This window comes from Winogradskyella undariae, from assembly GCF_013285155.1.
In the GTDB taxonomy this organism is placed as follows: Bacteria; Bacteroidota; Bacteroidia; order Flavobacteriales; family Flavobacteriaceae; genus Winogradskyella; species Winogradskyella undariae.
Genome location: NZ_JABTEL010000016.1, coordinates 46,732 through 67,000, shown reverse-complemented (window position 1 = coordinate 67,000; position 20,269 = coordinate 46,732). Strand labels below are relative to the sequence as shown.

Genomic DNA, 20,269 nt, shown 5'->3' with positions numbered 1-20,269 from the left:
ATTTATATTTTAATTCTTCTTAATCGTAAGGCATTCGAAATCACAGACACCGAACTAAAACTCATGGCTAAAGCTGCAATCATTGGAGATAATAAAATACCGAAAATTGGGAATAAAACACCGGCAGCAATAGGAATTCCTATGGTATTATAAATCAAGGCAAAAAATAAGTTTTGTTTGATGTTTTTCATAACCGCTTCACTTAAATGTTGTGCTTTTACAATACCGTGTAAATCGCCTTTAACTAAAGTAATCATGGCACTTTCAATAGCGACATCTGTTCCTGTTCCCATAGCTATACCAACATCACTTTTTGCCAATGCTGGGGCATCGTTAATGCCATCTCCGGCCATCGCAACTACTTTTCCTTGTTGTTGTAATTTGGTCACTTCTTCTAGTTTATTTTCGGGTAACATACTTGCTTTAAAATCGGCAAGATTCAATTCTGTTGCAACAGCTTGTGCTGTATCATAATTATCACCAGTAAGCATGATTACCGCAATGCCTTTATCTTGAAGCGCTTTAATTGCTTTTGCACTGGTTGCTTTTATTTTATCACCAATAACCACATAACCAACAACTTTTTTATCTACTGATAAATAAGAAACCGTTTTACCTTGTTTTTGATAGGCTTTAGCTTCTTCTTCCATTTTAGAAGTGATTTCTGCATGGACATAAGCCATCATTTTAGGGTTTCCTAAGGCAACTTTTTTACTGCTAATAGTGGCTTCAACACCTTTTCCTGTAATGGCACTAAATTCTTCCGATTTTAGAATTTCAGTATTTTGGGCTTTACCATATTTTACGGTGGCTTCGGCTAAAGGATGCTCGCTATTAGAATTTAAAGCCACAATATATTGCAGCACTTCTTTATCACTTAAAATGGTATTAAATGCAACTGCTTTTTCTACTGTTGGTTTTCCTTCGGTAATAGTTCCTGTTTTATCAATAATTAAGGTGTCTACTTTTGCCATTCTTTCTAGTGCTTCGGCATTTTTAACCAATACACCATTTTGTGCGCCTTTACCAACACCAACCATTATAGACATTGGCGTTGCTAAACCCAATGCACAAGGACAGGCAATAATTAATACCGCAATAGCATTTACAAAGGCATAAACATAAACAGGTTCTGGTCCCCAAATGGCCCAAATTCCAAAAGTGATTACTGAAATAAAAACTACAACGGGCACAAAATAACCAGAGACTTTATCGGCTAAATTCTGAATTGGAGCACGACTTCTACTCGCATCATTTACCATTTTAATAATTTGAGAGAGTAGGGTATCGCTACCAATTTTCTCTGCTTTCATTAAAAAAACTTGATTTCCATTAATGGTTCCGCCACTTACTTTATCGCCTACTGAGCGATCTACAGGAATCGGTTCTCCTGAAATCATAGATTCGTCAATAGTGGTGTTTCCTTCAGTTATTATTCCATCTACAGGAATTTTATCTCCTGGTTTTACTTTTAGAATATCGTGTAACTCTATTTTATCAATACTGACCGCTACATCTTCTCCATTTACTATTTTTATCGCCTTATTAGGTGCTAGTTTTAGCAATTCTTTTACTGCTGAATTTGTTTTGCTATGCGCACGCGCTTCTAATAATTGACCTAAAAGCACCAATGTTAAAATCACCGTTGCTGCTTCAAAATAAACATGTACAGCACCTGATTCTGTTTTAAATTGCGCAGGAAAAACATCAGGGAAAAACATGCCGAATACCGAAAATAGCCAAGATATCCCAGCACCAATTCCGATAAGGGTAAACATATTTAGGTTCCAAGTTTTGATACTTCTGTAAGCGCGTTCAAAAAACATCCAAGTGGCATAAAACACTACTGGAATAGAGAGTGCAAACTGAATCCAGTTCCATTGTTTTTGTTCTAATATGGTATACAATGGATTATTAGGGATCATTTCACTCATCGCAATTAAAAATATGGGCAATGTAAATGCGACTGCTATCCAGAACTTTTTTAGTAACTTATTATAGGTTTTCTCTTCAGCAGAAAGATCTGGTTTCATAGGTATTAAATCCATACCACAAATAGGGCAGTCCCCAGGTTCGTCTTTAATAACCTCAGGATGCATGGGGCAAGTGTATTGTTCTGCAGTATTAATGGCTAAGTTTTGCTCTTCCACTAAATCCATTCCACAAACGGCACAATCGCCTGGTTTGTCATAGGTTTTATCACCTTCACAATGCATGGGACAATAAAATACACCGGTTCCTTTCCCTTTTGGAAGCTCTTTTTTTACTTCTTTAATATGGTGATGTTCTCCTAATTTATGAATACTATATGTGTCACCATCCTTTTTTAACGCGTCTTGAAATTTTTCAATAGGAATATGAGATTCCATTTCTATGGTAGCTTCTGCTTTGTCTAAATCTACGGTTGCTTTTATAACACCATTGACTTTAGAAAGGATGTCTTCAACATGACCGCGACAGCCATTACAAGTCATTCCGTGTATGTGATAGCTGTGTTTCATTCCGGTTTCTTCGGAAGTGGAAACTTCCTTCTCGATATGTTTATGATCGCCTAATTTATGAATGCTATATCGATCACCATCGTTTTTTAACGCGTTTTGGAAGGTTTCTAAAGAAATATGAGATTCCATTTCTATAATCGCTTCTGCTTTGTCTAAATCTACGGTTGCTTTTACAACACCGTTGACTTTAGAAAGTGTTTCTTCAACATGACCGCGACAACCGTTACAAGTCATTCCGTGTATGTGATATGTATGTTTCATTTTATGTGTTCTTTATAATTTAGCAACAAATGTATTGCTGTTTTAAAGCATAAGTTTTTCTAATTCTGGTTATATTTTATACAATTTGGTCTAACTCTTTCCGATCCCAATTTTGTATTTTTTTATATTCAGACATCGACATTCCTGTTACTGATTTAAATTGTTTTGCTAAATGACTACTCGTATTATAATTGAGGTTGTATGCGATTTCAGAAAAGTTTAATTGATTCAATTGAATGTATTCTTTGACTTTTTCAATCTTTAAATTGATGATATATTTCTCAAGTGTGATGCCTTCTGATTTGCTGAAAAGCTTGCTTATAGCCGAATCATTCTTGCCAATTTCTTTTGTGATTTTTGAAATAATATGGTCGACATTATTTTCTGAAATACATTGAATAACCACTAGTTTAACTTTTTCTATCAAAACTTTAGACTCCTCTTCAATCAATTCGAAGCCTAAATCTTTAAGTCCCGTTTTAATCGCCTCATAGTTGTTTTTCAATTCTTGTTTTACAACCACTTTTCCTAATTCGATGGATTCAATATCAAAATTATATCGTTTTAAAAGGTCTACAATTGTTGATTTACACCTTGCACAAACCATATTTTTTATAAGTAATGTATTTCCCATTTTTACTGAATTAAGTAGTTAATATTTGTGGTTTGAATATAATAATTATAGATGGATTCAATCTGGTTCATTTGAAATTTTAATTGCAATTCCTGAATATCTAAAACGTCATTAAAATCAATGGTTCCGGTTTCATAGCTTCTAATTAAAATGTCTTCTGCGGCCTTAGCTTGTTGTAAGTTTTTAACTTGTGTATTATAACTAATTCTTGCCGAAATTCTATCGTTTATTGCTTTGTCTAAAAAGGTTTCTAAAGTGTTTAAACGTTCTTTTTTTTGCGCTTCAATTTCTTGTTGTTGTAATTCGTTTTGCTTCGTTTTCGATTTATATTTCTTATTAAAAAACGGAATAGATAACGACACCGTTGGCATCAAAATATCTTTTCCTTTTTCACTAAAAGTGATGTCAGGTCCTGCATTAATATTGATGTAATCGAATCCGAAACCAAAGGAAGGCTGACTTTCTTTTTGATTCATTAATTCGGATTGTGCTACGGATTGAAACAGTTTATCGTATTTTAATAATTCAGGGTGTAAGTCTAAATTATTAGTGTTGATGTCAAAATCTTTAGAAGACATTAACAAAGCATCTACAACATCAATTTTAATCGTATTTTCTCTATTTAAAAGCTTATTAAAAGCAGTTTGTTCTGCTAAATACTGTTGTTCTAAAACCAATTTGAGTTGTTCTAATTCATTCTGACGCATTTGTAATTTTAAAACATCTACTGCGGAGGCTTTACCGACTTCAATCGATGTTAATGCTAAGGCTTCATAGGTTTTAAGGAGTTTGCTGTTTTCAACTAAAATAGCTTGTTTGGCTTTGTTTACATATAATTTATAGTATGATTGTGATACGGAAACCATCAGTTTTCGTTTGGCGATTACAATGTCTTCGTACTTCGTATCGGCCAAAGCACTCGCATAATTTTCACGAGAAGTAATGGTTCCAAACCAAGGTAGCATTTGTTTTGCAGATACTTTAAAACGTTGCGTTCCTGTTCGTGTTTCTGGCTCTAATACAAAATACCCAGCACTAAATTCGGTGTTTGGTAAGGTGTTGACTTCATTTATTTTTTCTGAAGCAATGCTATATTGCAACTCGAATTTTTGAATTTCAGGATTGTTTTTTAAAGCGATATTAATGTAGGTTTCTAGTTCTTGACCATTTACAGAGTTAACAATGAAAAGTGAAAAACTAAAAATAATGAAATGCAGTACTTTTTTTATAGAATTCGTCATTACAATCTAGATTTTGATGTTTTTATGGAACTCACCAACATAGCTACCAATTCTTTATTTAATTGATAATGATTTTCATGTTGTTGTTTATCAATATAATTTGTGTCTTTTAATAAATCTATCCAATACAAAGTTTCATTTGCCTCTTTAAGAGAGATACTCATTTTATGAATAAAATCAGCTTTACTCTGTGCAAATTCCGCCTCACGAATTAATGCACCAATAGCAGTACCGCTTCTTAAGAGTTGTTTACTTAACACATACTCCTTCTTTTCTGTAACTAGTAACTGAGATAATTTCACAATTAAAATAGCAAAGGCATAACTTTTATCTTTTAAAATACTTTTAGCCATAATTTTAGTTTTTACTATTAATTTTTTACTTTAAACTTTTCATTATTAGTTTTTCACTTTTAACTTAATTTCCTCTCTCCAGCTATATAAAACCGGAACGATAAAGTAGGAGGTAATGTCAATTACCATTCCTCCAAAGATTGGAATTGCCATTGGAATCATAATATCGCTTCCTTTTCCTGTGGATGTTAAAACAGGTAATAATGCCAAAATAGTAGTTACAGTTGTCATTAAACACGGACGAATACGTTTCTTAGCTGCCTCTAAAGCAGCAACTCTAATACTCATTTTATCTGATGGTTTTTCACGATCAAAAGTTTGCGTTAAATAAGTTGCCATGACAACTCCGTCATCTGTTGCAATACCAAATAAGGCAATAAAACCAACCCAAACGGCCACACTTAAATTGATGGTTTTCATATTGAAAAGATCTCGCATATTCTCGCCAAAGAAGCTAAAATTGAAGAACCAATCTTGTCCGTATAACCAAATCATAATAAAACCACCTGCAAATGCAACCGCAATTCCGGTAAATACCATTAACGAAGTGGTTACCGATTTAAACTGAAAATACAGTATCAAGAAAATAATAGCCAATGCTAAAGGCACCACAACTGCTAGTGTTTTTTCTGCTCGTAATTGGTTCTCATAAGTACCCGTAAATTTATAGCTGATTCCTTTTGGAACCGTTAATTCCCCTGAATCTATTTTTTGTTGAAACAAAGCTTGTGCATTTTCAACCACATCAACTTCTGCAAAACCGTCTATTTTATCAAACAAAACATAACCTACTAAAAAAGTATCTTCACTTTTTATTACTTGCGGACCTTGTTCATATTTAATAGTCGCTAATTCACTTAAGGGTACAGGACTCCCTTTTTCTACAGGAATATAAATGTCTTTGATATCTTCCGGATTGCCACGTAATTCTCTTGGGTAACGTACGCGAACGCCGTAACGTTCTCTACCTTCAATCGTTTCGGTTAAAGCCATACCACCAATAGCAACTTTTAGTACACTTTGTACATCCTCTATAGAAATGCCATAGCGTGCTATTTTTTCTCTATCAATATCAATTAATAAATAAGGTTTACCAACAATTCTATCCGCAAAAACAGCTTCTATTTTAACACCTTCCGCTTGTTTTAAAAAGCGTTCTAACTCTAAACCAAAAGCTTCAATTTGTTTTAAATCTTGCCCTTTTACTTTAATCCCCATGGGCGCTCGCATACCTGTTTGTAGCATTATCAATCGTGTTTCTATGGGCTGTAATTTCGGAGCAGAAGTAACACCTGGTAACTTGGTAACTTTAATAATTTCTTTCCAAATATCATCTGGATTTTTAATTTCTGGTCGCCAGTTTCTAAAGAATTCTCCGTCGTTGTCTTCTATTAATTGAGCGTTTTCAACGGATGTTCCTGAAGTAATAAAACGTTTTGTTTTGTCAGTATTAGCAGGATTCTGAGATTCCTCGTCGCTCGTTCCTCGCTCTGTCGGAATGACATTCGTTTTTAACTCAAACAAACCATCAGCATTCACTTTATAACGTTGTCTTTTTCCTTCGGAATTACGCATATATTCCGATTTATACTGAATCATGTTTTCGTACATCGATAAAGGCGCAGGATCTAAAGGAGATTCTGTTCTACCAGCTTTACCAACCACTGTTTCAATTTCTGGAATGGTCGCAACCGCCATATCTAATTGCTGTAACACACGTTTGTTTTCTTCAACTCCAGCATGCGGAAGAGAAGTAGGCATGAGTAGAAAAGATCCTTCATTTAAAGAAGGCATAAATTCTTTTCCTGTGTTGTTCATAATCCAAAACCCAGAAATAAGAACCGTTATCGGAATCATTAAAAACAACACCTTATTCGCTAAAGCCCATTGTAAAATTCGGCCGTAATATTTTCTAAAAACAGAGAATATTCCTAAAATTCCGAAGCAAATAATAGACACAAAAATAAGGTTGATAAAGATGCTGCGATTAAAACCTAAAGGTCTCCAATATTCTGCCAATAGAAATACAATGGCAATTGATGAGATAATGATATTTACAAAGTTTTTAGAAAGCGAAAAATGAAAAGTGAAAAATGAAAAGTTAATTTCAGTTTTATTAAAATACAAACTCCATAAAGACAAAATTCCAAAGGCGATTAAAATAGTTCCTAACCAAAATCCGCTGATCACAATTACAATTCCTGCAAGAACTAAAGCAGCACTTACAATGTATTTAAACGAGTTTTTTAGCGTTGTTTTACGGAATAAAAAAGCAGCAAATGGCGGAATGATAAACAAAGCAATCACTAAAGAAGCTGATAATGCCATTGTTTTTGTAAACGCTAAAGGTCTAAACAATTTACCTTCTGCACCAATCATTGTAAATACAGGCACAAAACTGATAATAGTGGTTAAAACCGCTGTTAAAATAGCGCCAGAAACTTCTGCTGTAGCATTGTAAATAACTTCGCTTATGGATAGTTTGTTGTTATGAGATGCCTCGTCGCTCTTGCCTCGCGCTGTTGGAATTAGATTATCGCGTTCATTTTCACTTTCCACTTTTATCTTTTCACTCTTCACTTTCCACTTTTCACTTTCCTCGTCGAGATGGCGAATCATATTTTCGGCGAGAATAACGCCAACATCAACCATGGTTCCAATAGCGATGGCAATACCAGATAATGCCACAATATTGGCATCCACATTAAAGAGTTTCATAGTCACAAATACCATTAAAATAGCAACAGGTAACAAGCCAGAAATTAAAAGAGATGCTCTTAAATTAAAGACCATTACAATAATCACCAAAATGGTAATTAATATTTCAAGAGTCAATGCTTCACTAAGGGTGTCTAAGGTTTCTACAATCAATTCGGAACGATCATAAAAAGGAACGATTGTTAATTGTGATGTACGTCCGTCTGCTAAAACCTTAGAAGGTAAACCCCCTTTTAATTCTTCTATTTGGGCTTTTACATTCGTAATCACTTCCATAGGGTTTGCTCCATATCTAGCTACTACAACACCACCAACTACTTCTGCGCCTTCTTTGTCTAATATCCCGCGTCTAGCGGCAGGACCTAAAGAAACTTTAGCAATGTCTTTAATTTTAATGGCCGTAAAATCTTTAGAAGTGACGACGGCATTTTCTATATCTGCTATCGATTTTACATAGCCTAAACCACGGACTAAATATTCAACTTTATTAATTTCTAAAGTCTGTGCACCAATATCTTTATTGCTTTCTTTAACCGCTTTTACAACTTGATTTAATCCAATGTTGTATTGGCGCATCAATTCTGGATTCACATCAATTTGATATTCTTGCACATACCCACCAATAGAAGCCACTTCAGAAACCCCACTTGCAGAAGATAAACCATATTTTACATAGTAATCTTGTAGGCTTCGTAATTCTTGTAAATCCCAACCACCAGTAACGTTTCCGTCTTTATCTCTACCTTCTAAAGTGTACCAATAAATTTGTCCTAAACCTGTAGCATCTGGTCCTAAAGCAGGGTTTATTCCTTCTGGTAATAAATTACTCGGTAAGGAGTTTAGTTTTTCTAAAATTCGGCTTCTGCTCCAGTAAAACTCGATGTCTTCTTCAAAAATGATATAAATACTAGAGAAGCCAAACATCGATGAACTACGAATGGTTTTAACTCCTGGAATTCCTAATAGGGAAGTGGTGAGCGGATAGGTGATTTGATCTTCTATATCTTGTGGCGAACGACCATCCCACTTTGTGAAGACAATTTGTTGGTTTTCGCCAATATCTGGGATCGCATCTACAGCTACGGGATTGCTTGGTAAAAAGCCAGTATCCCAATTAAAAGGAGCGTTTACAGTTCCCCAACCAATAAAAAGGACCAATAATAAAACTGATACGATTTTATTCTCTATTAAATATTTAATAATCTTATTTAGCATGACGCTTGATATTTAAAACAATTAGAAAGTGATGTTAGAAAAACACCGAATACAGCGACATCATCCAGATGAAGTGAATCATTGGATAATACAGTCTATTGTTTTAAAAATCAGATTAAATAGGTCTCATCAAGCTTAAAGAGTTGCTTTCGGACCAATGGCGGTTTATAAGTCTTGTAAGAAGGTATTTTTTCTTCAAGATCTTCAATAATATTAATGTAAGTGTAAACAAATGAAGCAATAAAAAGCTGTTGTTCTAAAGTCACCTTTTCCAAAGACAGTTGCAGTTCATCTTGACCATCAACGACAGACTGTTCATTTTTACAACAATCTTTTTTTGTAATGGCACAACCTTCAGCTAGAGGTTTTTCCATTTTCATGCCACAACCCTTTGCTTTATGGAATAACACTGTCTCCACTAAAGTATCTCCACAATAATGCATGTTCAAAGTAAACGACATCGTAGAGCATAACACTACAAAAGCCATTGCAAAAGACATTATTTTATGGAAAGCTTGTTGCATACGTACTGCAAAGATAACAATTCAAAAAATCTTTTTAATAATTTATTGTTAATTTACGGATGGTAATTGTAATGTGGGATAATGTAAAAACGACATTTAATAAACGGACTTCTAATAATTTAAGTTTGGTTTTTATAATGTATTCTTCTGAACTTAAAATTCACATTCTAATTCCTATTTTTGTAAAAACACAACGGATCTCTAATGTTTAAATTCATTCAAAAACACTCCATTTTATCCTTTTCAATAGCCATCATTTTCACCTGCACTGTATTGGTATTTTTTGCTACTGAAGCAAGTTACAACGCCATAGATATTGCATCCTTATGGGTACGGAATTATTTTGGATATTTCTACCTCTACTTAGGTTTTGCTTGTGTTTTAGCTTTGTTAGCAATAGCCTGCTCGCGTTACGGAAACCTAAAATTAGGTCAACCTACAGCCCAACCTGAATATTCGCTTTGGGCATGGACGGCCATGTTATACAGTGCGGGCATGGGGTCTGGTATTTTATTGCGAGCCGTACAAGAGCCTGTTTATATGCAACAAAACTCACCTTACAGTTCTAATTTACCCGCAGATACGTTAGCACTAGAGTTTACGTTTTACCAATGGGGATTAACTGCGTGGGCCTTTTATGGTCTTTTTGCCTTAATTATTGGTTACGGCTTGTATATTAAAAAAAGAAAAGTAAGCATCAGTGCCACAATAGAAGATCATGTTAAAAGTAATACTGTTAAACATACCGTCGATGTCATCACTATTATAACAACCGTTTTTGGCCTAATTGCCGCCATAGGCTTGGGAACAACGCAAATAAAAGGAGGTATTAATCATATAACTGATGCCAACTTTGGCTTAACAACAACTATTTTACTTTGTCTACTTATTTCTGCTGTGGCTTGTTATTCTGCTTGGCAAGGGGTTAACAAAGGGATTCAAATATTTTCTAAATTAAATATTATAATCACGCTTGCCATCCTCATATTTATTTTTGCTACCAGCGATATGAGCGCTATCTTAACGTCTTTTGCTACTGCTACTTTTTATTACATCATAGATTTTATCCCTATGAGTTTGGCGATCGGCGATTATAATCCCGGAACAGAGTTTTTAACAAGTTGGACGTTCTATTATTGGGCATTCTGGTTATCTTGGGCACCTTTTACAGGTATTTTTATTGCTCGCATTTCTAAAGGACGCACCATACGGCAGTTGCTATTAGGGGTTTTAATTATCCCTTGTTTAGGCACCTTTTTCTGGTTTTCTGTTTTTGGGACTGCTGCTTTTAATTTAATTGAAGGATGGGGAGCCTATAACAATGAATTCGGTAACGTATTTTCTTCCATATTTGTCTTTTTTGAACACTACCCGTATGCGACCTTTTTAAACATAACATCGGTTTTCTTATTAATCAGTTTTTTAATCACCTCAGTAGATTCTGCCGTATTTGTATTAAGTATGTTTACGGATAAGGGAGCTAAAAACCCGAGTAAAACACATCGTGTCATTTGGTCTATTTTCATTTTATTAGCTACCATAGCTTTAGTATTATTAGGAAATGTAAAAGCTAATATTAATGTTTTAGAAGCTGTACAGCGCCTCTTAATTATAACCTCATTACCTTTTGCCTTTTTTATCATTATTATGTTTGCCTTTTTTATTAAAGATCTTAGGACACATAACGTTCAAGAAAGAAAATAACACCTCTTTTCTGTTAGGTTTTGACTTTTTATGCGATTAACAGACCAACTATTTGGAGGGTATTAACATGGATCTATTGCATCAAACCGATTTATTTTCTACTGATGAAATTCGTAAAACAACATTTGATTTACCAGGTGCTGATGTAACGTTATTTGAAAACTTTTTCACTAAAGCAGAAAGCAATGCGCTATATACAGCTCTCTTAAACCAAACCGCTTGGGAGCAAGATGCCATGACCATTTATGGCAAACAAGTCAATTTACCAAGACTTACGGCATGGTATGGCGATACGGATTTAGAAGTCGCTTATGTTGGAAAAAAAGCAAAGCTACGTCCTTGGACTGCGGAGTTAATAAAAATTAAGGAACGCATAGAGCAGGAGGTCGATGTTAAATTTACACGCTGCTTACTTAATTACTACAGAGACGGAAAGGATAGTGTCGATTGGCATCAAGATTATGAAGAAAGTCAACGGAAAAATACCGTTATTGGTTCGGTGACTTTTGGAGCCACAAGACCGTTTCAATTAAAACACGCCACACGTCATGATTTAAAACGGATTTCTATTCCGTTAGCGCATGGAAGCCTACTACTTATGCAAGGTGCAACGCAAGATAATTGGAAACACAAAATACCAAAAACCTCAAAACAAATTCAGCCTAGAATTAATCTCACTTTTAGATGGATAAAGTAAATTTATAATTGTAATAATAAAGATTCACATGATTTTAAATCGTATACATAAGGATGACTTCACTTAAATTAAGAGAATTTCATACTTAAAAAAGCATCAAAACCTTCTCTTGTACTTAAAGAAAGAAGAAGGATACCTCTAAATTTGTATCACATTAATCAACCACTTTATAAAACCATATAATATGACAGTACCAAACATCGCTAAAGCAGACATCTTAAACGCTTTTAATTTCAGACTTGCGACTAATTTCAAATCAATTATAGCAGCATTAGGCATAGCAACATTGTTTGTTAGCCATACTGCAAATGCACAAATAACAACTAAAGATTCTATAGCAACCTCAAAAGTGCAACATTTCAATTTTGATGACATGGAATCTGAAACAATTGGCGAAGGAATCAAACGTAAATGGTTTCATGGCGAAAAAGGACAAATGACCATTTTTAATTTAGAAAAAGGAGCTCATATTCCTTGGCACCAGCACCCAAACGAACAGATTACATACATTATGTCTGGAAAAGTTAAAATCAAAACAATGATTGATGGTATAGAAACGTTTGTCGAAGTTAAAGCAGGAGAAGTCATTGTGTTTCCAGAAAATGTACCACACGAGTTTTGGGCTTTAGAAGAAACCGTAGATTTAGATGTGCATGTTCCTGTACGTGAAGATTGGTTAAGTAAAGAGTTACCTGAGTATTTAAAAAAAAGCAAGTAAAAAAATGAATTGAGCCTTCGCTTTATAACCTCAATAGTGTGTTAGATTAATTATTCTTCTTCCATTTGAGAGGCTATAAAGGGACGTCTTGGTGCTAAAAAATAGCCTGTTAAACTCGCAAATAATATAGGGATAAGGTGTCCGAATCCTGTTAAAGTAGCTAATAAAATAGTGGTACTCATTGGGGTACGTGTAACACAAGCATTAATTGCAGCCATACAACTTACTATGGCCAAAGTAACATTGACCGAAGGAAATAGGTGATTTATAATTAAACCTAAAACAGAACCTACAAAAAATAAGGGAATAATAAATCCACCGCGCCAGCCTGATGTCACTGTTATTGAAATGGCAACAATCTTAAAGAACAAAATGGAAAATAATAAGGTCAAAGAAAACTCTCCCTTAAGTAAAGTATTAATTTCATGATGCCCAAAGTACCTCGTTATTGGAAAATAAAAGGCTATAACGCCTAGTAAAACCCCACCTATAAGTGTTTTAATGTAAATAGGAATAGGACGTTTCTCAAAAAGTGTTTTAAAAAACTTAGTGCAAAAAATAAAGGCCCATCCAAAAGCAGCGCCTACACTACCAAAAAGAACAGCATAACCAAAATCAAAAAGGCCCGAATATTCATAGGCAGACAAATCCCATATGGGCCCAAGTCCTAAATGAACAATTAAAGCAAAGACCAAATAACTAAAAGAACTGGCAACAAATGCAGGCATAATAGCCTTATAATATTCTACAGCGTGCTTATGATGAAGTATTTCTAAAGAAAATAAACTCCCCCCTAAAGGCGCGCCAAATAATGCCGTAAAACCTGAGGCCATACCAGCAATACTTAAAGATCGTAAAGCCTCTCCTTTAAGTCGAAACAGTTTTCCTATCCACGTACCTGTAGAACCTGTAACTTGTATTAGTGGGGCTTCTGGACCTAAACTACCTCCGGAAGCAATACATAGTAACGATGATAGCACCATCGACGGATTATTCTTGGGATCTAATTTTCCTTTATTAAATTTAATATTGTTGACGATTAAATGTATTTCTCCTGGATCACCAATAAAGTGAATGATTAAACCTGCCATAAGGCCACAAGTAGCCATTAATGGAATGACCTGCCAACCCGTAAAAAAAGTTAATTGATGGGTTAAAAATTCAATTCCAATCCAATATACTCCTGCTATAACACCTCCTAATAAGCCCGTTAAAGCCCATAATAAAAACGTTCTACTAAAAACAAAAGGATTAAAACGGACTGGTTGGTCTAAAATATTTAAATAAGTGACTAATTTTCTACGTTGTTTTAACTTCATTTTCCCATCTTGCTTTAATAACAATAGTTCTAAATTACAGTTCTATTTAAAATAGCGTTTCGTCTATTAATCTATCGATTGGTTAGAGCTACTATTTTAAAAAATTAGCGCTATTTTTTAGATCGGCAAAACTAGTTTATTCTATAGTGTTAGAGTAGCGATTCAAATTATTTAACTCTTTTTTCAGTAAATATGACATACGCTCTAAAACAATGAAATTGTTTACAAAACAAAGCGTTTAAACGAGTACACGCATAAAACGTCCAATAGTACTTCCAAAATTCCCAAAACCAACTAATATCATTTTTTGTGATTTAGCGATGTGATCCATGGGCGTAAAAGAGAGTCTAAAACGAATTATAATCCACAACGAAAAGATGATTATATTTTTAAGGCGAAGAAAGAATTAGAACAACAAGAAAGATTCTTAAACGAAGATTTTAAACGTGGTATTGTAGACTTTGATAACCATTGGGATAGTGAACACATTAGAAAGACCTTAGAGAACACTAATACCTAAGAATAGGACAGACACCAGAGTAGGGATTACATCAAAAAACAGATCACTTATATATCGTTGTGATCTAAATCACATAAATTAAGACGACATATCGGTTGCCACAAGACTCTCTAAAGCATAAAACAAACGGTTCTTAGCATTGTCTTGAGACCCAAATACAGAACGAAACAATTCACCTTTCTCAGAAATCAAAACCCATTGTGGTGTGCCTTCAGACGCCAACTGATCATAAACTTGGTGATTAGGATCAATATAAATAGGAAACGGAAGCTCACCACTTGTAAAAATGGCTTTAATATTAGCTTTATTTCCTGTTCTACCTACAAAATCCGCATGAATCCCAACCACCTGTATACTAGGAAAATCCTGCTGAAACTCATAGGCCAAAGGAATCGCGCGGCCCGTACAACCTAAGCAATCATTGTTATAGATAATAAGTAATAACGTCTTGTTACTATAGAGTTGCATTAAATCTACTGCAACACCATCTAAATCTAAAACGGTAATGGAGGGTATAAGAGGATTCATAATTAGGGTAATAGCGTCGTGATGGTTAATTTTAATACAAATCTAAATATTAAATACTAATTAAATAATTTTTTTGAAATACCGTATCATAAACCTCTTTGCTAAACATATAAAGTTGCGCCGGTTTTTTAGAAACACCAACTTGTTTTTCATCTAGTGCAATAATGTATTTTTTGTTAATTAGCTTTCGTCTAAAATTTCTATTATCGATTTCTATGCCTAAAATAGATTGATATAAATCTTGCACCTCATTAATCGTAAACTTATAAGGAAGTAGTTTAAAGATAATGGGTTCAGATAAGCATTTCACTTTCAAATCCTCGTATGCTTCTACTATTATTTGTTTATGATCAAACCCTAACTCTGGTAAAGCGTTTACAGGAAACCACTGTGCTTTGTTTTTATTGTTTTTTAAATCTACATCCTCAGTTTTTAGTAAAAAATAATAAGCTATCGTAGTGGTTCTTTTATGAAATTCTGCATTTTTTATCCAAATAAGATCTTTCGGATTCATTAATCGATCTGGATCACCAAAGGCTTTAAATTGTTTTTTGTATTGCCCTGTTAAACCGGTTAACTCTTTTAAGACTCTTGTCGCTGTTTCATCTAAGGTCTCTGTTTTATAAACATGATATCCTGTTAGTACATAATCGTCAACCAATATGTCTTTAGTTGTTTCAGATTCTAAATAGCGTTTTATTAATAAAACATTTAAAGATTTAGTACTTGTGTCATATCCAAAAACAACACAATCTACAGATATATTTAATATTTTTTCGGGCTCCATAACTTCATTCTATGACAAAAATAAGGCTTTGTTTTGTTTGTAACCAATATATTAAAAAAAATATTAAACGTCATATACGGTTTAATAATTGAAGATTAAGGCATGGTTAAAAAAGACTTTAAGTATCAATATAGCACACATAATAAATAATATAACACACATTTTATTTAAAATAGTTGGATTGTATTGTTTTTTTATAATACATTTGAATAGCAAACGTATTTTTGACGTTTATAAATAGAGCCCTATTTTGGATTATTAAGATTTAAAAGTTGATCATTTTATAAAAGTTGATTTAAAATATAATAAAACAAAAAACTTTTATTGTAATAAAAGCTAATTTCAAAAAAAAACCATGGGAGCAAGCAATGAATTCCAGCAGTTCGAAAACTTAGACGAAGAACAATTACCAATTGCAAAACAGCGATTACACAATTGGACACATTTTGCAGGGATATATGCCGCTGAGCATGTTGCTGCAACCGAGTTTGTTATCGGAGCAACCTTTGTTGCTTTGGGAGCCACAACTAAAGATATCTTACTCGGATTATTAATTGGTAACATACTTGCTGTTTTAAGCTGGACGTTGATTACATCACCTATTGCAGTAGAGACAAGATTAAGTCTATATACCTACCTTAATAAAATAGCAGGTGACACCATGACTAAACTTTATAATTGGGCTAATGTCATTATTTTCACAGTCATTTCTGCGGCTATGATAACCGTTTCTGCAACTGCGGTTCGGTTTGCCTTTAACATCCCTCCACAACTTAATTGGTACCCTACCAATTCATGGTTTGTACTCATTGTATTAATTGTAGGCTCTGTTGTTGTATCTATTGCTATTTACGGTTTTAAAGCCGTCTCAGAGTTTGCTGGTATTTGTGCACCATGGTTATTTGTGATGTTTACTTGTGGGGCCTTTGTTATGCTACCGGCATTATCTTTAGAGGTCTTAGACAAAACCATACCTAGCAGTTGGAACGATTTCATTGCCTTAGGTAACCAATCGATATGGACAGGCGTAAACAGTGATGGACAGCCTGGTATTGGTTTAACAGAAGTGATTGGCTTTGCTTGGGCTGCTAATACCATTACGCATTTTGGACTTATTGACATGGCGCTATTGCGTTTTGCTAAAAAGAAATCTTACGGACTAGCAACAAGTACCGGAATGATGTTTGGGCATTATGTTGCTTGGATTTCTGCAGGAATTATGGGCGCTGGTGCTGCGGTTATTATCGGTAAAACTATCGTAGAACTAGATCCAGGTGATGTGGCTTTTTATGCCCTAGGTTGGTCTGGTTTTGTGATTGTAATTGTTGCCGGGTGGACCACTGCGGTAGCGAACCTCTACAGAGCGGGTTTAGCAGCACAGGCGATATTTAAAAACCATTCGCGTAAAAAAACAACAATAATTGTAGGCTTAATAACAATGATAGTGGCTTGTTTTCCTTTTGTGTTTTCGCAAATATTACCTTTATTAACCTATGCGGGTTTATTAGTGGTTCCTGTAGGCGCTATTGTATTTGCAGAACATCAAATATTTCCTAAAATTGGCTACACAAGATATTGGTTGCATTACCGCCAATTAACCTTTAGTACACCTGCAATTGCTGCTTGGGCACTTGGGCTTGTGTTTGGTTTTGGGCTCAATGCCTTAAATGTGATGTCTTTCTTTTACTTATTTATACCCACTTGGATATTCACTATAATAATTTATACCCTTATAGCTGGACGGTATGGCGCTAAAAACAAATACCCCGAAGCTGAAGAAAAAGAAAGATTACGTAACATAAACATCTCTAAATTTCAAGAACAAAAAGCAGAAGGGCAGCATATACATGTTAAAGACACAACGCTTTTCACAAAAATATTAAGAACTATTTCGTTATTCGTTTTACTTATCACTGTAATCTTAGCTTGTAATGTTTTATTTGGAAGCTCAGATGAAAACATGTACATACAAAATCGTGAATTATTTTATCAATACGCATTTATTTGTACGCTACTTTATTTTGTAACTGCCTATTGGGCACTTAAACGAGGGAAAATTAAAAACATCTAAATATCATGAAAAATACAATCAAACTTAATCAAAAGAATTTGGCTGAAATTGCAAACCAAATTCCTTGCCCAACATACAACAGAAGTCTCCTTAAAACAGGGATTGTACACGTGGGGATTGGTGGTTTTCACAGAGCACATGAAGCGTTTTATACCGATCAATTATTGCAGGACCAATCTGTAACAGAATGGGGCATTTGTGGTGTGGCTTTATTAGATTATGATACCAAAATCTATAACACCTTAAAAGCACAAGATGGTTTATACACGTTAATTATTAAAGAACTCGATGGTACACACACCAAACGTGTTATTGGGGCTATTACAGAGTTTTTGTTTGCGCCAGAAAACCCCAATAAGGTGATCGAAAAAATGGCAAGTCCTGATGTTAAAATTATATCATTAACCATAACTGAAGGCGGTTATAATTACAACGAAGCGACTAAAGCATTTGATTTTGAAAACCCCTTAATTCAACATGATTTAGAGCATCCTAATACACCAAAAACCATTTTTGGTTATTTAACACAAGCCCTAAAACTCCGACAAGAACGCGGATTAAAAGGCCTTACCATTCAATCTTGCGATAACATCCAAGGTAACGGACACATGGCTAAACGTATGTTAGAGAGTTATGTTGCTAAAGCTGCACCAGAATTATTAGCTTGGATAGAAACCAACGTATCGTTTCCTAATGCTATGGTAGACCGTATAACACCGGCAACATCTGCATTAGATATAGAAACTTTAAAAACCACTTCGAATATTGATGATGCATGGCCTGTGGTATGCGAACCTTTTAAACAATGGGTCATTGAAGACCATTTTATAGCGGGAAGACCTGCTTGGGAAACCGTAGGCGCACAATTTGTAGACGATGTTGTTCCGTATGAAAAAATGAAATTAAGTTTACTTAATGCCGGACATTCTGTATTAGGAATTCTTGGTGCATTATACGGCTATTCTACTATAGATGAAGCGGCTAGTAATGCCGATATCAGTTCTTTTTTAAGAATCTATATGGGTAATGAAGTAACACCAACTTTAGGGCATTTAGAAGGCATTAACTTAAAAAATTATAAATTCTCCTTAATACAACGTTTTGGAAACACCTATATCAAAGACCAAATAGACAGAATCTGTTCACAGAGTTCTGCTAAAATTCCCATCTTTATTTTACCAACGGTGTATGCACAATTAGAGCAAAAAGGAGCCATAGACCATGCGGCTTTTATCATTGCTGCTTTTGCAATTTATAGTTTAGGACAAAACGAATTTGGTACGCAACTTATTGTTAAAGATGCGATGGAAACCGAATTAAACGAAAAAGCGATTATAGCCAGAAATACTCCTGAAGCATTTTTAGAAATAGAATCTATTTTTGGTACCCTTAAAAACAATAAAACCTTTGTAGATACCTACATTAGTGCTTATCAGAACATTGTTAAAAATGGTATTGAAAAAGCAGTGAAGGATATTAACAGTAACGTTTTAAACGAGATTTAAATGAAAAATATAGTTTGTTTTGGCGAAGTATTATGGGATGTTTTCCCTACACACAAAAAAATAGGAGGGGCGCCTTTAAATGTAGCATTACGCTTGCAATCTTTAGGTAATAACGTGTCTATAATTAGCCGTATAGGCAAGGATAAAAAAGGAAATAAAATTAAAAACCATATTATAGATCAGGGCGTCAACCTCGACAACCTACAAGTTGACGAAACCTTAAAAACAGGAAAAGTAAAAGTAACGCTTAACGAAAAAGGATCGGCGTCATACAGCATTAAATTTCCTCGTGCTTGGGATAACATACAATTAAACCCAAGCATAAAAAAAGGAGTTGAAGAGGCAGATGCTTTTATATACGGAAGTTTAATAACTAGAGGAAGAACCTCTAGACAAACGTTATATGCACTTTTAAAATTAGCCCAATATAAAATATTTGATATCAATTTAAGAGCTCCATATTATAGCTTAAAGATCTTAAATCATTTAATGATAGAAGCCGACTTTATTAAATTTAATGATGATGAAATTTTAGAAATAGGCAAACAATTAAATACAAACACAAATAGCTTAGAACAAAATATAAAAGTTATTGCTACGCAAACCCATACTAAAACGATTTGTGTTACCAAAGGACAACATGGAGCTATTTTATATTATAACGATGCGTTTTATTACAATAGCGGTTACCATATTGATGTTGTAGATACCGTTGGTGCTGGCGATTCCTTTTTAGCATCTTTAATTAATAAGCTTCTTAAAAAAGATAATCCACAAGAAGCCTTAGATTTTGCTTGTGCTATGGGTGCTTTAGTAGCAGGTTGTGAAGGGGCAAACCCAGAAATTAAATCTGAAGACGTGTATAAGTTTATGGAAGTGAGTTAAATAATTCACCTATCGGATGACGCATTTTTTTCTTAATAAAATATTACGTCATCCGATTCAACTAAAGTTAGACTCCCTTCTATAAATT

16 protein-coding genes are annotated in these 20,269 nt (G+C 34.3%); 7 read left to right on the top strand and 9 right to left on the bottom strand.

Going from position 1 to position 20,269, the window contains the following annotated elements; genetic code table 11:
• Nucleotides 1-2 precede the first annotated feature (2 nt).
• From HSX10_RS16650 to HSX10_RS16625, 6 genes are all read right to left on the bottom strand, one after another.
• On the bottom strand, nt 3-2,762 hold the full coding sequence (locus HSX10_RS16650; protein ID WP_173589383.1) for a heavy metal translocating P-type ATPase: 2,760 nt from the start codon (nt 2,760-2,762) through the stop codon (nt 3-5).
• Between the two features lie 76 nt (nt 2,763-2,838).
• On the bottom strand, nt 2,839-3,396 hold the full coding sequence (locus HSX10_RS16645) for a helix-turn-helix domain-containing protein (RefSeq protein WP_173589382.1): 558 nt from the start codon (nt 3,394-3,396) through the stop codon (nt 2,839-2,841).
• Nucleotides 3,397-3,398: 2 nt separating this feature from the next.
• On the bottom strand, nt 3,399-4,637 hold the full coding sequence (locus HSX10_RS16640) for a TolC family protein (RefSeq protein ID WP_173589381.1): 1,239 nt from the start codon (nt 4,635-4,637) through the stop codon (nt 3,399-3,401).
• Entirely contained in the window at nt 4,637-4,990 is a 354-nt protein-coding gene (locus HSX10_RS16635) for a four helix bundle protein (protein WP_105048636.1), read from the bottom strand. The genes HSX10_RS16640 and HSX10_RS16635 overlap by 1 nt, the downstream gene beginning before the upstream one ends.
• Nucleotides 4,991-5,035: 45 nt before the next feature.
• Nucleotides 5,036-8,923: an efflux RND transporter permease subunit gene (locus tag HSX10_RS16630; RefSeq protein WP_173589380.1), complete on the bottom strand. Its 3,888-nt coding sequence runs from the start codon at nt 8,921-8,923 to the stop codon at nt 5,036-5,038.
• A gap of 110 nt (nt 8,924-9,033) precedes the next feature.
• Nucleotides 9,034-9,447, bottom strand: coding sequence for an HYC_CC_PP family protein (locus HSX10_RS16625; protein WP_254453261.1), 414 nt, complete (start codon nt 9,445-9,447; stop codon nt 9,034-9,036).
• Nucleotides 9,448-9,651: 204 nt separating this feature from the next.
• On the opposite strand from HSX10_RS16625, the gene HSX10_RS16620 reads away from it, so the two are divergent.
• The 3 genes from HSX10_RS16620 to HSX10_RS16610 all read left to right on the top strand — a co-directional run bounded on the left by HSX10_RS16620 (nt 9,652) and on the right by HSX10_RS16610 (nt 12,566).
• Nucleotides 9,652-11,151, top strand: a complete 1,500-nt coding sequence (locus HSX10_RS16620; protein WP_173589379.1) for a BCCT family transporter — start codon at nt 9,652-9,654, stop codon at nt 11,149-11,151.
• 52 nt (nt 11,152-11,203) lie between these two features.
• On the top strand, nt 11,204-11,848 hold the full coding sequence (locus tag HSX10_RS16615; RefSeq protein WP_254453260.1) for an alpha-ketoglutarate-dependent dioxygenase AlkB family protein: 645 nt from the start codon (nt 11,204-11,206) through the stop codon (nt 11,846-11,848).
• Nucleotides 11,849-12,032: 184 nt separating this feature from the next.
• The gene (locus HSX10_RS16610; protein WP_173589378.1) at nt 12,033-12,566 is read left to right on the top strand and encodes a cupin domain-containing protein; all 534 of its coding nucleotides are present in this window, start codon (nt 12,033-12,035) and stop codon (nt 12,564-12,566) included.
• 50 nt (nt 12,567-12,616) lie between these two features.
• Here the strand turns inward: HSX10_RS16610 and HSX10_RS16605 are convergent, their stop codons facing one another.
• Nucleotides 12,617-13,885 carry a chloride channel protein gene (locus HSX10_RS16605; RefSeq protein WP_173589377.1) on the bottom strand — a complete coding sequence of 423 codons (1,269 nt, stop codon included), beginning with the start codon at nt 13,883-13,885 and terminating at the stop codon, nt 12,617-12,619.
• A 322-nt stretch (nt 13,886-14,207) separates the two neighbouring features.
• On the opposite strand from HSX10_RS16605, the gene HSX10_RS16600 reads away from it, so the two are divergent.
• Nucleotides 14,208-14,405 (top strand): hypothetical protein, encoded by a 198-nt coding sequence (locus tag HSX10_RS16600; protein ID WP_173589342.1) that lies wholly within the window; start codon nt 14,208-14,210, stop codon nt 14,403-14,405.
• A 78-nt stretch (nt 14,406-14,483) separates the two neighbouring features.
• On the opposite strand, the gene HSX10_RS16595 is transcribed toward HSX10_RS16600, so the two are convergent.
• Together HSX10_RS16595 and HSX10_RS16590 are read right to left on the bottom strand one after the other, a co-directional pair.
• Nucleotides 14,484-14,933 carry a TlpA family protein disulfide reductase gene (locus HSX10_RS16595; protein WP_173589376.1) on the bottom strand — a complete coding sequence of 150 codons (450 nt, stop codon included), beginning with the start codon at nt 14,931-14,933 and terminating at the stop codon, nt 14,484-14,486.
• 49 nt (nt 14,934-14,982) lie between these two features.
• Nucleotides 14,983-15,720, bottom strand: a complete 738-nt coding sequence (locus HSX10_RS16590; RefSeq protein WP_173589375.1) for an NUDIX hydrolase — start codon at nt 15,718-15,720, stop codon at nt 14,983-14,985.
• 355 nt (nt 15,721-16,075) lie between these two features.
• Here HSX10_RS16590 and HSX10_RS16585 point away from each other — a divergent pair, with 355 nt between their 5' ends.
• The 3 genes from HSX10_RS16585 to HSX10_RS16575 are packed head-to-tail and all read left to right on the top strand — an operon-like array spanning nt 16,076 to nt 20,181.
• Nucleotides 16,076-17,791, top strand: coding sequence for a purine-cytosine permease family protein (locus tag HSX10_RS16585; RefSeq protein ID WP_173589374.1), 1,716 nt, complete (start codon nt 16,076-16,078; stop codon nt 17,789-17,791).
• 5 nt (nt 17,792-17,796) lie between these two features.
• Nucleotides 17,797-19,296 carry a mannitol dehydrogenase family protein gene (locus HSX10_RS16580; RefSeq protein WP_173589373.1) on the top strand — a complete coding sequence of 500 codons (1,500 nt, stop codon included), beginning with the start codon at nt 17,797-17,799 and terminating at the stop codon, nt 19,294-19,296.
• Nucleotides 19,297-20,181 carry a carbohydrate kinase family protein gene (locus HSX10_RS16575; protein ID WP_173589372.1) on the top strand — a complete coding sequence of 295 codons (885 nt, stop codon included), beginning with the start codon at nt 19,297-19,299 and terminating at the stop codon, nt 20,179-20,181. It abuts the gene before it with no gap.
• Nucleotides 20,182-20,269: the final 88 nt, after the last annotated feature.

Coding starts and splice junctions, on each gene's coding strand:
- HSX10_RS16580 (WP_173589373.1), top strand. CDS start 17,797: ATGAAAAATACAATCAAACTTAATCAAAAGAATTTGGCTGAAATTGCA.
- HSX10_RS16635 (WP_105048636.1), bottom strand. CDS start 4,990: ATGGCTAAAAGTATTTTAAAAGATAAAAGTTATGCCTTTGCTATTTTA.
- HSX10_RS16650 (WP_173589383.1), bottom strand. CDS start 2,762: ATGAAACATACATATCACATACACGGAATGACTTGTAACGGTTGTCGC.
- HSX10_RS16575 (WP_173589372.1), top strand. CDS start 19,297: ATGAAAAATATAGTTTGTTTTGGCGAAGTATTATGGGATGTTTTCCCT.
- HSX10_RS16620 (WP_173589379.1), top strand. CDS start 9,652: ATGTTTAAATTCATTCAAAAACACTCCATTTTATCCTTTTCAATAGCC.
- HSX10_RS16645 (WP_173589382.1), bottom strand. CDS start 3,396: ATGGGAAATACATTACTTATAAAAAATATGGTTTGTGCAAGGTGTAAA.
- HSX10_RS16605 (WP_173589377.1), bottom strand. CDS start 13,885: ATGAAGTTAAAACAACGTAGAAAATTAGTCACTTATTTAAATATTTTA.
- HSX10_RS16610 (WP_173589378.1), top strand. CDS start 12,033: ATGACAGTACCAAACATCGCTAAAGCAGACATCTTAAACGCTTTTAAT.
- HSX10_RS16630 (WP_173589380.1), bottom strand. CDS start 8,923: ATGCTAAATAAGATTATTAAATATTTAATAGAGAATAAAATCGTATCA.
- HSX10_RS16640 (WP_173589381.1), bottom strand. CDS start 4,637: ATGACGAATTCTATAAAAAAAGTACTGCATTTCATTATTTTTAGTTTT.
- HSX10_RS16625 (WP_254453261.1), bottom strand. CDS start 9,447: ATGCAACAAGCTTTCCATAAAATAATGTCTTTTGCAATGGCTTTTGTA.
- HSX10_RS16590 (WP_173589375.1), bottom strand. CDS start 15,720: ATGGAGCCCGAAAAAATATTAAATATATCTGTAGATTGTGTTGTTTTT.
- HSX10_RS16595 (WP_173589376.1), bottom strand. CDS start 14,933: ATGAATCCTCTTATACCCTCCATTACCGTTTTAGATTTAGATGGTGTT.
- HSX10_RS16585 (WP_173589374.1), top strand. CDS start 16,076: ATGGGAGCAAGCAATGAATTCCAGCAGTTCGAAAACTTAGACGAAGAA.